Below are 13,449 nucleotides of genomic sequence, written 5' to 3'. Positions count from 1 at the left end.
CTTAAATTTTTTAGTAAATGTATATGAAAAAATAATACGATTTAAAGAAAAATTAACATTCAGATATTTTTTTTAAAACCATCGATCACTAGCGTATTTTAAAGAAGAAATCTTTTATGATGAGAATAGCGAATGGATTAAAAAACAATACAAAGTTATATTGAGGAGTGGTAGGAGGTAACAAAAAAGCACAAGTAATGTACTTGTGCTTTGAACTTAAAAAGTTAGATTTTAATTTTTACCACTACTTTTTTTACGCTTTCTGGCTTGTTTAAAAAGACGCTTGGCATGTGCAAGTCATCTGGAAAGAATAGCGTGAAAACTCCTGTTTCAAATTTTACCAAAGAACAACTAGTATTGTAAAAATCCAAGTCTTTTTCGGGGTCTTCACTAATTGGTTTTTGATCTGTTAGTGTTGTGATTCCAACATATTCAGTTCCAGAAATGATGTATTGCAAGTCGATGTGTTTGTGATGTCCTTCGCATTTGCAATCATTAGGGTTTTTGGTATCATATTCCATTACAATGGCAAAAACGTTGTCTCCATCAATTTCATATTTTCCTTCAGGAATGTTTGCCAAATCTGTAGTGTTTACGTAGTCAAAAGCTTGTGCGATTCTTTCGCTCAAACCGTAATACAATTTGTAGTTTTCTATTTTGTCTAAGACCATGTCTATTGTTCGTGTTGAGGTTAAAGTTGTACCAAAAATAATGTTTAAAAAGAAAATCTGATTTCTTTTAATTTTTAAAATAAGGTTTTTGAACTATTGGTGATTAAAAAAAAGTTTTATTGCCAATCTTTAGAGAATTCTGAAATTAAAAAATGATTGAATAGTTGTCTTTCAGAAGTGTGCTCATTTAAGTGAAGCGTGTATAACAATACGGGTGCGTTTTTGTTGATTTCTTTTAAAAAATCATCTTCTAATACTTTTTGAATGGGCATCCATATTTTTGTGTCATTTGCAACAAATTCATATTCATGATCTACAATAGTTTTGGTAAAATTTTTCTTGCCAAACTTGGTCATAAAAACGCGATCCATAGAATCAATATTATTTTGATTGATTTTTCGGACATTCCCTGTGAATTTGGACAAGAATCTAATTTTGGTTGCAGCTATATAATACATAACCGCTGTAGTGTCTTTCTGAATCTTTTTAGAATAATTAATTTCTTCTGAAAGTACCGTATTAAGGTTTTTTAAAATGTAGTTTTTGTCCCAATCGGGAAATTTACTTTGACTGAAAAATGAAAAACTTGAGAGAGTGAAAAAATAAAAAAGCATGATTTTCATAGCAATTGATTTAATGTATTACATTGTTTTAAATTTAGTGCTTTATTTTCTTTCTCATTTTTAATTCAGAAAAAATCAAATAAAAAAACCGTTATCCTAGAGAATAACGGTTTTTAACTATATAAAGTTGAGTCTGTTATTTTAAAGAACCAATCATGTTTTCTGGTTTAACCCATTCATCATATTGTTCTGGGGTTACATAACCTAAACGTACAGCTTCTTCTTTTAAAGTAGTTCCGTTTGCATGTGCTGTATTTGCAATTTCAGCAGCTTTGTAATATCCAATTTTTGTATTCAATGCGGTTACCAACATCAAAGAGTTGTTCAGTAATTTTTCAATTACAGGATAATTAGGTTCAATACCTACGGCACAGTGTTCATCAAAAGACACACAAGCATCTCCTATCAAACGAGCAGATTCAATTAGGTTTTTAGCCATTACAGGTTTAAAAACGTTTAATTCATAATGTCCTTGCAATCCACCAACACCAATAGCAACATCGTTCCCCATTACTTGTGCAGCTACCATAGTAATCGCTTCACATTGCGTTGGATTTACTTTTCCAGGCATGATAGAAGAACCTGGTTCGTTAGCAGGAATGATCAATTCTCCAATTCCTGAACGAGGTCCAGAAGCCATTAAGCGAATGTCATTTGCAATTTTATTTAAAGATACTGCAATCTGTTTTAGAGCACCGTGAGTTTCTACCAAAGCATCGTGAGCAGCTAGAGCTTCAAATTTATTTTCAGCAGTTACAAATGGCAATCCCGTAAATTCAGCAATCTTTTGGGCTACCAATACATCGTAACCTGCAGGAGTGTTTAGTCCTGTACCAACAGCAGTTCCCCCTAGAGCTAATTCAGCTAAGTGAGCCATTGTGTTTTTTAAAGCTTTTAAACCATGGTTTAATTGCGATACATATCCAGAAAATTCTTGACCAATTGTAAGTGGAGTTGCATCCATTAAGTGGGTACGTCCAATTTTTACAACGTCTTTAAAAGCTTCTGATTTTGCTTGTAAAGTATCACGCAATTGCTCAATTCCAGGAATGGTAGTTTCTACAATAATTTTGTAAGCAGCAATGTGCATTCCTGTGGGGAATGTATCGTTAGAAGATTGAGATTTGTTTACATCGTCATTTGGTTGAATGGCTTTTTCTCCTTCTCCAATAATTCCACCAGCCAATTCTTGAGCACGGTTGGCAATTACTTCGTTAGCGTTCATGTTAGACTGTGTTCCAGAACCTGTTTGCCAAACGACCAAAGGAAATTGAGCATCGTGCTTACCAGTTAAAATTTCATCGCACACAGCAGAAATCAAATCTCTTTTTTCTTCAGGTAAAACTCCTAAATCACAGTTGGCATGTGCTGCTGCTTTTTTTAAATAAGCAAATCCATACACAATTTCTAAAGGCATGCTTGCAGCAGGACCAATTTTAAAATTATTTCTAGATCTTTCAGTTTGTGCTCCCCAATACTTGTCAGCAGGTACTTTTACCTCTCCCATAGTATCTTTTTCTATACGATATTTCATTTGATTTATTTTTATTTCTGTTTAACGTTCCCAAAGATAAGAGAAACCCAAAACTAGAAAAATGATTCATCTCATAAAATAAAAGAATCTCGAAAGATTACACGAAAGAAAGGTTTTGTCATGAGTATTTAACAAAAAAATAAGTTGATGATAACGAACTCCTTTGTATATTTAAATTAAGGATCATCAATATAAGGTTGATCTGGCAGAAATAAATTTTAATAGTGTAATTAATCCACTGATATATGACATATTCCTTTAAAAGGATTGTATTTTTTATTTTATTAACAACAACAATCAGTGTTTTTTCACAAAAAGAAAAAGAATCATTTGTAAAACAAGCATCGTTTTATCATGAAAATGATGCCTTTTTTGCTCCTAAAAATGAAGATGACAACTACACTGCGGGTTTGAGAATTGATTTGGTGATGAGGGAATTTAAATTTTGGCAACCTTTTTTTAGGTTCAATGCAGAAAATTCAAAGTTTTACAATCATATAAATTTTGGTTTTCAATCTTTTACACCTCGTAATATAGCTGCAAAAGAAGTTTTAAGAGATGATAGACCTTATGCTTCTTATACTTTTTTGAGTTTAGGAAAAACACAATTGTTTAAAAATACTGCGTTTTATTCAGAGTTTTCTATTGGAGCTTTAGGGTTGTCTTTAGCAGAAAAAGCACAAGAATATATTCATCAAGCAAAATTCATAAATTCTGACAGACCGATACCACAAGGGTGGGGAAATCAAATAGAAAATGGAGGGCATTTGGCTATCAATTACAAATTGGATTACTTGTATGCGTTTAATGATTTGGTTTCAGGAAATTTTGTCATTCCATCTGTAAGAGCTTCAACAAATTTTGGAAATTATACAACGGATATTTACTTAGGTGCTCAGTTGTCTTTTTTTAACATCAACTATACAAGTTCAGCTTTAAATTTTAACGAAATAGTAGCCTTTAAAAATTTTAAGAAAAACAAAACTAGGTTCAATCTTTTTATAGAACCAGGTTTACGATGGAATATATACAATGCAACACTTCAAGGAGCATTGTTCTCAGATCATTCTGTTTACACCATAGATAGGGATAAAATTAGAAGCTTGTTGTTTGATATGAATCTTGGGGTTAATTTAAACATTAAAGACGTATTGGTGCTTAAGTATACGTTGACCAGAAGAACACAAGAATACAGCTACGGTAAAAGTTCTCATTGGTGGGGTGGTTTTGGATTGGGATTTAGATTCTAAAAAAAAAATGATCTTGAATTTTATTCAAGATCATTTTAGGCGGTGTTAAAAAAGTTTTTCGAGTGTTTTACTCAATTCAGGGTTAGAAGGCCTTGGAGCATTGGCATCCATAATATTCCCCTCTTTGTCTATTAAAATAAATCTTGGAATTCCTGTAACCTGATAATCATTTACAAACAAATCATTTTTGTTATTAAATAATTGAATTCCTCCCATTTCTTTTTCTTTGATCATGGTTTTCCATTTCTCTTTTGCTCCATCATTGTCAATAGAAAGACTTACAAATTTGATGTTTTTGCTATGGAATTTTTCTTCTATCTGTTTTAAGTAAGGAATTTCAGCAATACATGGAGGACACCAAGTAGCCCAAATATCAATATATACATAACTTCCTTTTAAGTCTTTTAAAGAAGTAGTTCCTCCGTTGTAATTTTCTAAATTGTTGAATTCAGGAGAAGGAGTACCTGTTTCTAGAGAAACTTTAGTTCTGTTAGCTAATTTGTATTGCTCTTGTAGTTTGTCTCCCAGTAGCGTAGCCATTTCTTTTTCTTTTTCTACCAAGGTTGGATTCATACCATCGTATTCATTTATCAAGGTCTCAATACGAGAAGTTATATCATTTACATAATTATTAAAAGCACTCTCTTCTAGAGTATTTAGACTCTCTATTTTAGTGAATAACTCTTCGGTGATATTCTCTTTTGCTTTTAGATAATTGCTTTCTTTTTCACCATTTCCAGAATATTCAATAGACTTGTTTAGGTCGTTTGCATCGGCAACTATTTTTAACTGAGTATCTTCATCTAAGAACAACATTTTACCTTCTCTACCTATTTGAAGAAAAGCATACTCTCCTTTGTAGTTGATAGAGTCCTTAAATTGACCGTTTTTTACAGGAATATTTTGGATTCCCTCTTGAGTTCTGATGATGATTTCAGTAACGTTTTCTGGCAAGTTTTGTATGCTTCCTTCAATACTAGCTTGTTTAGGAGTATTGTTACATGCTATGGTCAACAAGGTTAAACTTGCTATAAAAATTCTTTTTAAGTGATTCATATTTTGTGTTCTATTAAAAAATATATTTTTCGTTTTTATATCATATATCGAGCCAAAATAAATGTTTTATATGATAAATCTAAGATATAAAAAAACACCTCTGTGAGTACAGAGGTGTTGTATATAATATAAGTAAAATTGCTTAAGCAATCATAGTAACAGGATTCTCAATATATTGTTTTAATGTATTGATGAAAGCAGCACCAACAGCACCGTCAATAGTTCTGTGGTCACAAGACAATGTTAAGTTCATCACGTTACCTACAACAATTTCTCCGTTTTTAACAACAGGCTTTTGTTTGATTCCCCCTACAGATAAAATAGCAGAGTTTGGTTGGTTAATGATAGAAGTAAAGTTGTCTACTCCAAACATTCCTAAGTTAGAAACGGTAAAAGTACTTCCAGACATTTCTGCAGGAGTCAATTTTTTAGTTTTTGCTTTGATTGCCATTTCTTTTACTTTAGCACCAATTTGAGTCAAACTCAATGTGTCTGTAAAAGGAATTACAGGAACTACCAATCCATCTTCTATAGCAACAGCTACACCAACAGAAATATGCTCGTTGTAAATGGTTTTTTCAACAGTCCATTCTGTATTGATTTGTGGATGTTGTTTCAAGGCCATAGCACAAGCTTTAACTACTAAATCGTTGAAAGAAACTTTGGTGTCTGGCAATTGATTTATGATTGCTCTAGAAGCCATTGCGTTATCCATATCAACATCTAAACTGATGGTAAAGTTTACGTTTTCAGTTTGAGATTTGTCCAAAGCTCTAGCAATTGCTTTACGCATGTTAGAGTTTTTTTCTTCTTTTTGAGAAATTTCTCCAGCAGGAGCAGCCGCTACAGTTGGAGCAGGAGTAGCAACTTCAACAGCAGGTACATAATTTTCAATATCTACCTTTACAATTCTTCCACCTTCACCAGTTCCTACAACTTTTGCCAAGTTGATTCCTTTTTCTTCAGCCAATGCTTTAGCCAAAGGAGAAGCAACAATACGTCCGTTTTCTGAATTGATAGCACTTACTTTTTTAGTAGCAGTTGGGGCAGCAGCCTTAGGTGCTTCTTTTTTAGCAGGAGCAGCTTTCTCAGCTTTAGTCTTAGGAGCTTCTTCTTTTGGAGCAGATGCAGAAGCACCAGACTTATCAAAGTTTTCTGCAACACCAGAAACATCAGTTCCAGCTTCACCAATAATAGCTAACAAACTATCTACAGGAGCAGTTTCTCCTTCTTGCAATCCAATATATAATAGAGTTCCTTCGTTAAAAGATTCAAACTCCATGGTTGCTTTGTCAGTTTCTATTTCAGCTAAAATATCACCTTCAGCAACAGTGTCACCTACTTTTTTCAACCAAGATGCAACGGTACCGTCTGTCATCGTATCACTCAAACGAGGCATTGTAACGATAGTTACGCCCTCAGGAATAGCAGCCTCTTCTTTAGCAGCAGGTGCTGCGGTTTCTTCTTGTGCAGGAGCTTCAGTGGCAGGAGCTTCTTCTTCAGAAGCAGGAGCTTCACCATCTAACAATCCTGAAATATCTTCACCTTCTTCACCAATAATAGCTAACAAACTATCAACAGGAGCGGTATCACCTTCTTGTAATCCAATGTGTAATAAAGTACCTTCGTTAAAAGACTCAAATTCCATAGTAGCTTTGTCTGTTTCGATTTCTGCCAAAATGTCTCCTTCTTCTATTTTATCACCTACTTTTTTAAGCCATTGAGCAACTGTTCCTTCAGTCATAGTATCACTCAAACGAGGCATTGTAACTATTGTAGCCATATTTTTTTGTTCTTGGATTATTTATGTTTTACAAATGGGTAATTTTCTTGTTGGTATACCATATCGTACAATTGTTGTTTGTCTGGATATGCAGACTCTTCAGCAAATTTTTCACATTCAGCAACTTTAGCTTTCACGTCTTTTTCAACTTGCTTTATTTCATCTTCAGTCATGTACCCCTCTTTTCTAATTACATCTAAAGTAGTTGTAATAGGGTCAATTTTTTTGTATTCAGCAACTTCATCTTTTGTACGATAATGTTGTGCATCAGACATAGAGTGACCTCTATAACGGTAGGTTTTCATTTCTAAGAAAGTTGGACCATCACCTCTACGAGCTCTATCAATAGCTTCCTCCATTGCTTCTGCAACTTTTACAGGATCCATTCCATCTACAGGTCCACAAGGCATTTCATATCCTAAACCTAATTTCCAAATATTTTCGTGATTTGCAGTACGTTCGACAGAAGTACCCATTGCGTATCCATTATTTTCAACAATAAATACCACAGGTAATTTCCAAAGCATTGCCATGTTAAAAGTTTCGTGAAGTGACCCTTGACGAGCAGCACCATCACCAAAACAACAAATAGTAACACCACCTGTATTGTGGTATTTATCACCAAAAGCCATACCAGCACCTAAAGGAATTTGACCTCCTACAATACCGTGACCACCATAAAAACCGTGTTCCTTAGAGAAAATATGCATAGAACCTCCCATACCCTTAGAAGTACCGGTCACTTTTCCGTACAATTCAGCCATTACTCTTTTAGGATCTACTCCCATACCAATAGGTTGCACGTGGTTACGGTAAGCGGTAATCATTTTGTCTTTACCTCCTAATTCCATAACATGCAAACATCCTGCTAAAATAGCTTCTTGACCATTGTAAAGGTGTAAGAACCCTCTCACTTTTTGTTGGATGTAAACTGCCGCCAGTTTGTCCTCAAACTTTCTCCAGAAAAGCATGTCCTTATACCAGTTGATATAGGTTTCTTTAGTGATTTCTTTCATGATTTATTTTAATAATTTATAATAAATGAACTACGCATTTTACACGTGGGTCACACTTTATATTTGTAGAATACGAGCAAAAATAAGACTTTAGAAGTAAGGAAAAAAAAACTTAGATAACTTTTTTAAGACCTGTCAATGAAGAATTTATAGGTTTTTAAAATTGAATCGGTTGAATTTCATGAGAAGCGTAATGTGTTGTTATTGTATAGTGTTTGTAATCAGGTGTTTGTTGTCTTTTTTTTGCTTTTTTTTATGTTTTGAATATCGGCTTTTATAATTGTTTAATATTTAAATTTTTTTAATGAAATAATCCTTGTGGAATAAGAATATTATCTAATAGGTAAAAGCAATGAATTTTCAAAAATTAGATTTTAAGCAACATTTGATATGGGATTGAAACAAATCTAAACTCTGGATTTGTCAGGTTTTATGTGGGAGATTATCTTATGACAATTTTACTATATTCTTTGTTGATGTCTTTTTCTAAGTTGAATTACGTTACTTGTACAATATGGGTTCTGTTATGCAGTAGAGTTTTTACAATGGATAAATGTATTGAGTCTCTTTAATCTTTCCAGGTCAAGATTGATAGATGTTGTGACAGGAACTACATTTTCTTGGTTGGATATGTTGTGTTATACTTTGGGAGGTGTAACGGTTGTAATTGTAGAATTTGGGCGAGATAAAAAGGGTACTAAAAAAACAAAAGCAATATGAAATTCGTATTGCTTTTGTTTTTAAAAATAAAAAGTTTTAAACTTCCATATAACTTTCAATAGGTTCGCAAGAGCAAACAAGGTTTCTATCACCATAGGCATCATCAACTCTACGAACAGAAGGCCAGAACTTATTGTCAGAAAGTCCTTTCATTGGATAGGCTGCTTTTTGTCTACTGTAATTAAAAGTCCAGTTGTCTGCAGTTAATTGTTGTTGTGTGTGTGGTGCATTTTTCAAGACAGAATTTTCGTCGTGAAATTCCAATTCGTCAATTTCTTTTTTAATGCTTAACATTGCATTGATAAAAGTGTCTAATTCTTCTTTGTTTTCACTTTCCGTAGGTTCTATCATCAAGGTACCTGCAACAGGGAAAGATACTGTAGGAGCATGGAAACCGTAATCAATCAATCTTTTGGCTACATCTACTACTTCAATTCCCTTAGATTTAAAGCTTCTAAAGTCGACAATCATTTCATGTGCACAAAACCCATTTTCTCCAGAGTATAAAATATTGTAAGCTGTTTCTAGTCTGGTTTTGATATAGTTGGCATTTAAAATAGCATTTTCTGTAGCTGATTTTAATCCTTTTGCTCCCAACATCTTAATGTATCCATAAGAAATTAAGCAGACCAAGGCAGATCCCCAAGGTGCAGATGATACTGCACTAATAGCATTGTCTCCTCCGGTTTTTATTACTGGGTTAGAGGGTAAAAAAGGAGCTAGGTGTTTTACCACGCAAATAGGTCCTACCCCAGGTCCACCACCTCCGTGAGGAATGGCAAACGTTTTGTGTAGATTTAAATGACAAACATCGGCTCCAATAGTAGCAGGGTTGGTCAGTCCTACTTGGGCATTCATGTTGGCACCATCCATATATACTTGTCCTCCGTTGTCGTGAATCAATTGTGTAATTTCTTTAATTCCACTTTCAAAAACCCCGTGAGTAGAAGGGTAAGTTACCATCAAACAAGACAAGTTGTCTTTGTGTAATAATGCTTTTTCTCTTAAATCGTCAATATCAATATTTCCATCTTCTGTAGCTTTGGTTACTACAACTTTCATTCCTGCCATTACAGCAGAAGCAGGGTTGGTTCCGTGAGCAGATGATGGAATCAAACAAATATTTCTATGACTATCTCCTCTAGATTCATGATATGCTTTGATGACTAACAAACCAGCATATTCTCCTTGTGCCCCAGAATTTGGTTGTAAAGAAGTGGCATAAAAACCTGTAATTTCGTTCAAATCGTTTTCCAAACCTTTCAAAACTTCTTGATAACCTTGTGCTTGTTCTACAGGAACAAATGGATGAATGCTTCCCCAGTTTGGCCAACTTAAAGGCAACATTTCAGAAGCAGCATTCAATTTCATGGTACAAGATCCTAAAGAAATCATGGAGTGATTTAGAGACAAATCTTTTCGTTCTAATTTTTTGATATAACGCATCATTGCTGTTTCAGAATGATAGGTGTTGAATACAGAATTGCTCAAAAAATCAGAGGTTCTTTCAAATTCTGAAGCAATACTGATTTCTTCAATTTTTTGAATAGCACTAAAGTTTTTATCGGTTACTTTGGTTAGGATTTTTACAATTTCATTGATGTCTTCTAAGTTGGTTGTCTCGTTAATGGAGATGCTTACTGAAGTTTCAGAATTGTATAAAAAATTAACATGTAGTAATTCTGCAACTTCTTTTACTTTGCTAGCAGAAGGAACGGTTACATTCAACGTATCAAAAAAGACTTCGTTTACTTGTTCTATTCCTAATTCCTGAAGTTTTAGATTTAGTGTATGTGTTAGTGCTAAAATTTTATGAGCAATGTATGTCAATCCTTTTGGACCATGAAAAACACCGTACATTCCCGCCATAACAGCCAATAAAACTTGAGCCGTACAAATGTTAGACGTTGCTTTTTCTCTTTTAATGTGTTGTTCTCTGGTTTGCAATGCCATGCGCAATGCACGATTGCCATCCAAATCTTTGGTCACACCTATAATTCTTCCTGGAATAGATCTTTTATAAGTTTCTTTGGTTGCAAAATAAGCTGCGTGTGGTCCACCATATCCCATCGGAATTCCAAAACGTTGCGTAGTTCCTACAACAATATCAGCTCCCCATTCTCCAGGAGGTGTTAACAAAGTCAAGCTTAATAAATCTGCAGCAACTGCAATTCTAGCTTCCGCTGCATTTGCTTTTTTTACAAAATCCGTATAATTGACAACTTTTCCGTTTTTGCCAGGATATTGTACCAATCCGCCAAATGTTTTTTCTGAAAACTCAAAAGTTTCATGATTGGCGATGATCAATTCAATTTGTAAGGGGGTGGCTCTAGCGTTTAATACATCAAGAGTCTGTGGCAATACATTTTCAGAAACAAAGAAAGACATAGCATTGTTTTTCTTTTGATTTCTAGTTCGTGTATTGTATAATAAAATCATGGCTTCGGCTGCAGCTGTTCCTTCGTCTAACAAAGAAGCATTGGCAATTTCCATTCCTGTCAAATCGGTAACCATGGTTTGGTAGTTTAGCAAAGCTTCCAATCTACCTTGTGCAATTTCTGCTTGGTAAGGTGTGTAGGCTGTATACCATCCCGGATTTTCTAAAATATTACGTTGAATAACACCAGGGGTAATGGTAGGGTGGTAGCCCAAACCAATATAGTTTTTAAACAATTTATTCTTTACAGATAATTTTTGAATATGGTCTAGATATTCATACTCACTCAGTGCAGGATCTAATTGTAAATTGTTCTGGAAACGAATGTCTTTAGGAACGGTTAGGTCAATCAACTCGTCTAGGTTCTTCAAGTTCAGTTCAGTCAACATTTGTTGTTGTTCTACGGAATCAGAACCAATGTGTCTATGTGCAAAAACATCTGTTTTCATGTTCAAAAAATAAAAATTTGGGAAGCACAAAAGTAAGGATTATAAAAGTCATATTTTTGTGTGTTGGGTAAATGTTATACCCAATTTTAACTTACTTTGTTGATAAGTATCCCTGTGTGATGAAATTTTTAAAAAATCTGTTTCAGTTTTATATCTATAGCAACGTACATGTTTCGCTATCGGTCGCTTGTTTTGTGCTTGTAACAGGACATTTGTTTGATTATTTACTATATAATGAAGCTCTGTTTTTGTCTTGTGCTACTTTTTTTGCCTATCATTTTATAAGGTATCTGAATAAAGAAAAGTATGGAAAAAAACACTTGTTAGATACATTTAGCAATCAATACAAAGGAGTTATTTTTGGAATGGTGGTGATGGCTACGATTGTTTGTGTGGTAGAAGTCTTTAGTTTTAAAATAGCACAAGTCTTAAGGTTGCTTCCGTTCGGAATTTTAACCTTAATGTATGCTTTCAGTTTTTTAAAATTAAACGGTATTCGTTACTCCATCCGCTATATTCCTGGATTAAAAATAGTGGTTATAGCCTTAGTATGGGCTGGGGTAATAGTATTTTTTCCGTTGGAGTTTAGAACGGATACACTGCTTTATTTTTTAGAAATGATGTTGTTTGTTATTGTTCTAACACTTCCTTTTGATATTAGAGATATGGTTTTTGATATTCAAAAAATAAAGACATTTCCTTTGATGATGGGATTGCCAAAAGTGAGAGTTTTAGGAGGCTTTTTTTTATTGATTTCTATAGCAATTCATTATCAGATTTTTAATACAGTTGGTTTGTGGCAATATGTGGTTACAAGTTCTTGTTTGATGGTTTTGTTGTTGTTATCTTCAGAACACCAATCTAGGTATTTTGCTTCTTTTTGGGTAGAGGGTATACCAATACTTTATTACTTATTGATTAGTTTTTTTAGTTGAAAGTGAATTTGATTCATATTTTAGAAAGTGCATATGAAAACAAAAAGCACCTTATTAAAAGGTGCTTTTGAAATTGTAAAGTTGTAAGAATTATTTGAAATTCAATACAGCATCTATGTCTACAGTATTCCATGTTTTAGAAATACCATCTTCTCCTGTGTGTAACAATTCACAGGCTTTGTGAAGAGAAGCCAAAGCATCTTCAGCATGCCATTTGTTGATGTCTATAGTAGCTTTTAAGTAGGCAGATTTTCCTTGCACATCTAACGTAAAAGGCAAATCGTGAGTTTCATTGTTCATTGTTAAAGAAATGACTCCAGCATTTTCGTTTATTTGAGTTACCTTTCCAGATAACAATTCTGTGTTTTCCATAATTCCAAAAAACAAAGATTTCAATTTAGCATCTCTAACTCCATTATTGCTAAAAATACTGCTTACCGGAATAGAAAACACTACACCTTTTAAGGCTTCATTCATGTTTGTAGCTTCGGAATTGCTAGAAACTTCTACTGTTTGAAATTGACCTTTTACTCCTGTTTTATTGGTGAACTTATATCCAACCCAGTTAACAACAACCGTCTCTGCATCCAATTGATAAGTTGGAACTGATGATTTAGCTGTTTCTGTTTCTTTTTGTTTACACGCTGTTAGGGAAATAACGGCTAATAAAATTACTGCTAATTTTTTCATGGTGATATTAAATTTGTTGATTTGTATGTTTTTCTACTAATTTGATATATTCTTTTTTTGCTTGTTTGGGAGTAATTCCTCTTAATTGCATCCATGCATTGAACTTAAAAGAATTTCTTAGGTCTTGCTGATGATTTGCATTAAAGCTAAAATGATCTCCTTTGGTCGCTTGTTTGTAATAAGCATAAAACTCAAGCATTACATCTGGTGGCAATGCTTCCATTTCAGATGCAATTTCTACAGCTTTGTCAAAACGAATCTTTAATAGTGAATCTTTATCCATGA

Annotated in this window: 12 protein-coding genes; 3 read left to right on the top strand and 9 right to left on the bottom strand. The window is 33.7% G+C overall.

The annotated features are described in order from the left end of the window. Nucleotides 1–224: 224 nt before the first annotated feature. From Q4548_RS08180 to fumC, 3 genes are all read right to left on the bottom strand, one after another. On the bottom strand, nucleotides 225–671 hold the full coding sequence (locus Q4548_RS08180; protein WP_303453552.1) for a YhcH/YjgK/YiaL family protein: 447 nt from the start codon (nucleotides 669–671) through the stop codon (nucleotides 225–227). A 116-nt stretch (nucleotides 672–787) separates the two neighbouring features. After that, complete coding sequence (locus tag Q4548_RS08175; RefSeq protein ID WP_303453550.1) at nucleotides 788–1,294, bottom strand: hypothetical protein; 507 nt, start codon at nucleotides 1,292–1,294, stop codon at nucleotides 788–790. Between the two features lie 136 nt (nucleotides 1,295–1,430). After that, nucleotides 1,431–2,828, bottom strand: a complete 1,398-nt coding sequence (gene fumC, locus Q4548_RS08170; RefSeq protein ID WP_303453548.1) for a class II fumarate hydratase — start codon at nucleotides 2,826–2,828, stop codon at nucleotides 1,431–1,433. 245 nt (nucleotides 2,829–3,073) lie between these two features. Here fumC and Q4548_RS08165 point away from each other — a divergent pair, with 245 nt between their 5' ends. Continuing rightward, nucleotides 3,074–4,078: a lipid A deacylase LpxR family protein gene (locus tag Q4548_RS08165; protein ID WP_303453546.1), complete on the top strand. Its 1,005-nt coding sequence runs from the start codon at nucleotides 3,074–3,076 to the stop codon at nucleotides 4,076–4,078. A 45-nt stretch (nucleotides 4,079–4,123) separates the two neighbouring features. Here the strand turns inward: Q4548_RS08165 and Q4548_RS08160 are convergent, their stop codons facing one another. The 3 genes from Q4548_RS08160 to pdhA all read right to left on the bottom strand — a co-directional run bounded on the left by Q4548_RS08160 (nucleotide 4,124) and on the right by pdhA (nucleotide 7,933). Next, nucleotides 4,124–5,134 (bottom strand): TlpA disulfide reductase family protein, encoded by a 1,011-nt coding sequence (locus Q4548_RS08160; protein ID WP_303453543.1) that lies wholly within the window; start codon nucleotides 5,132–5,134, stop codon nucleotides 4,124–4,126. Nucleotides 5,135–5,276: 142 nt separating this feature from the next. Continuing rightward, a complete protein-coding gene (locus Q4548_RS08155) occupies nucleotides 5,277–6,917 on the bottom strand; it encodes a pyruvate dehydrogenase complex dihydrolipoamide acetyltransferase (protein ID WP_303453541.1) in 1,641 nt (546 codons plus the stop codon). 17 nt (nucleotides 6,918–6,934) lie between these two features. Further along, nucleotides 6,935–7,933 carry a pyruvate dehydrogenase (acetyl-transferring) E1 component subunit alpha gene (pdhA, locus tag Q4548_RS08150; RefSeq protein ID WP_303453538.1) on the bottom strand — a complete coding sequence of 333 codons (999 nt, stop codon included), beginning with the start codon at nucleotides 7,931–7,933 and terminating at the stop codon, nucleotides 6,935–6,937. A 495-nt stretch (nucleotides 7,934–8,428) separates the two neighbouring features. Here pdhA and Q4548_RS17210 point away from each other — a divergent pair, with 495 nt between their 5' ends. Next, nucleotides 8,429–8,653 (top strand): DUF2809 domain-containing protein, encoded by a 225-nt coding sequence (locus Q4548_RS17210; protein WP_369281296.1) that lies wholly within the window; start codon nucleotides 8,429–8,431, stop codon nucleotides 8,651–8,653. 36 nt (nucleotides 8,654–8,689) lie between these two features. On the opposite strand, the gene gcvP is transcribed toward Q4548_RS17210, so the two are convergent. Beyond that, nucleotides 8,690–11,539 (bottom strand): aminomethyl-transferring glycine dehydrogenase, encoded by a 2,850-nt coding sequence (gene gcvP, locus Q4548_RS08145; RefSeq protein WP_303453706.1) that lies wholly within the window; start codon nucleotides 11,537–11,539, stop codon nucleotides 8,690–8,692. Between the two features lie 119 nt (nucleotides 11,540–11,658). Between gcvP and Q4548_RS08140 the strand changes: the two genes are divergently transcribed. Then, the gene (locus Q4548_RS08140) at nucleotides 11,659–12,474 is read left to right on the top strand and encodes a hypothetical protein (RefSeq protein ID WP_303453537.1); all 816 of its coding nucleotides are present in this window, start codon (nucleotides 11,659–11,661) and stop codon (nucleotides 12,472–12,474) included. 90 nt (nucleotides 12,475–12,564) lie between these two features. On the opposite strand, the gene Q4548_RS08135 is transcribed toward Q4548_RS08140, so the two are convergent. Next, nucleotides 12,565–13,164, bottom strand: a complete 600-nt coding sequence (locus Q4548_RS08135; protein ID WP_303453534.1) for a YceI family protein — start codon at nucleotides 13,162–13,164, stop codon at nucleotides 12,565–12,567. Nucleotides 13,165–13,171: 7 nt separating this feature from the next. Then, nucleotides 13,172–13,447, bottom strand: a complete 276-nt coding sequence (locus Q4548_RS08130) for an acyl-CoA-binding protein (protein WP_303453530.1) — start codon at nucleotides 13,445–13,447, stop codon at nucleotides 13,172–13,174. Nucleotides 13,448–13,449: the final 2 nt, after the last annotated feature.

Origin of the sequence: Wenyingzhuangia sp. 2_MG-2023, assembly GCF_030548295.1 — a bacterium.
Taxonomy (GTDB): domain Bacteria; phylum Bacteroidota; class Bacteroidia; order Flavobacteriales; family Flavobacteriaceae; genus Wenyingzhuangia.
The sequence above is the reverse complement of the archived record's forward strand: the minus strand, read 5'-3'. Positions and strand labels throughout refer to the sequence as shown.

Excerpts from the sequence above, each read along its gene's own strand:
- Q4548_RS08180 (WP_303453552.1), bottom strand. The coding sequence starts at position 671 with ATGGTCTTAGACAAAATAGAAAACTACAAATTGTATTACGGTTTGAGC.
- Q4548_RS08175 (WP_303453550.1), bottom strand. The coding sequence starts at position 1,294 with ATGAAAATCATGCTTTTTTATTTTTTCACTCTCTCAAGTTTTTCATTT.
- fumC (WP_303453548.1), bottom strand. The coding sequence starts at position 2,828 with ATGAAATATCGTATAGAAAAAGATACTATGGGAGAGGTAAAAGTACCT.
- Q4548_RS08165 (WP_303453546.1), top strand. The coding sequence starts at position 3,074 with ATGACATATTCCTTTAAAAGGATTGTATTTTTTATTTTATTAACAACA.
- Q4548_RS08160 (WP_303453543.1), bottom strand. The coding sequence starts at position 5,134 with ATGAATCACTTAAAAAGAATTTTTATAGCAAGTTTAACCTTGTTGACC.
- Q4548_RS08155 (WP_303453541.1), bottom strand. The coding sequence starts at position 6,917 with ATGGCTACAATAGTTACAATGCCTCGTTTGAGTGATACTATGACTGAA.
- pdhA (WP_303453538.1), bottom strand. The coding sequence starts at position 7,933 with ATGAAAGAAATCACTAAAGAAACCTATATCAACTGGTATAAGGACATG.
- gcvP (WP_303453706.1), bottom strand. The coding sequence starts at position 11,539 with ATGAAAACAGATGTTTTTGCACATAGACACATTGGTTCTGATTCCGTA.
- Q4548_RS08140 (WP_303453537.1), top strand. The coding sequence starts at position 11,659 with ATGAAATTTTTAAAAAATCTGTTTCAGTTTTATATCTATAGCAACGTA.
- Q4548_RS08135 (WP_303453534.1), bottom strand. The coding sequence starts at position 13,164 with ATGAAAAAATTAGCAGTAATTTTATTAGCCGTTATTTCCCTAACAGCG.
- Q4548_RS08130 (WP_303453530.1), bottom strand. The coding sequence starts at position 13,447 with ATGGATAAAGATTCACTATTAAAGATTCGTTTTGACAAAGCTGTAGAA.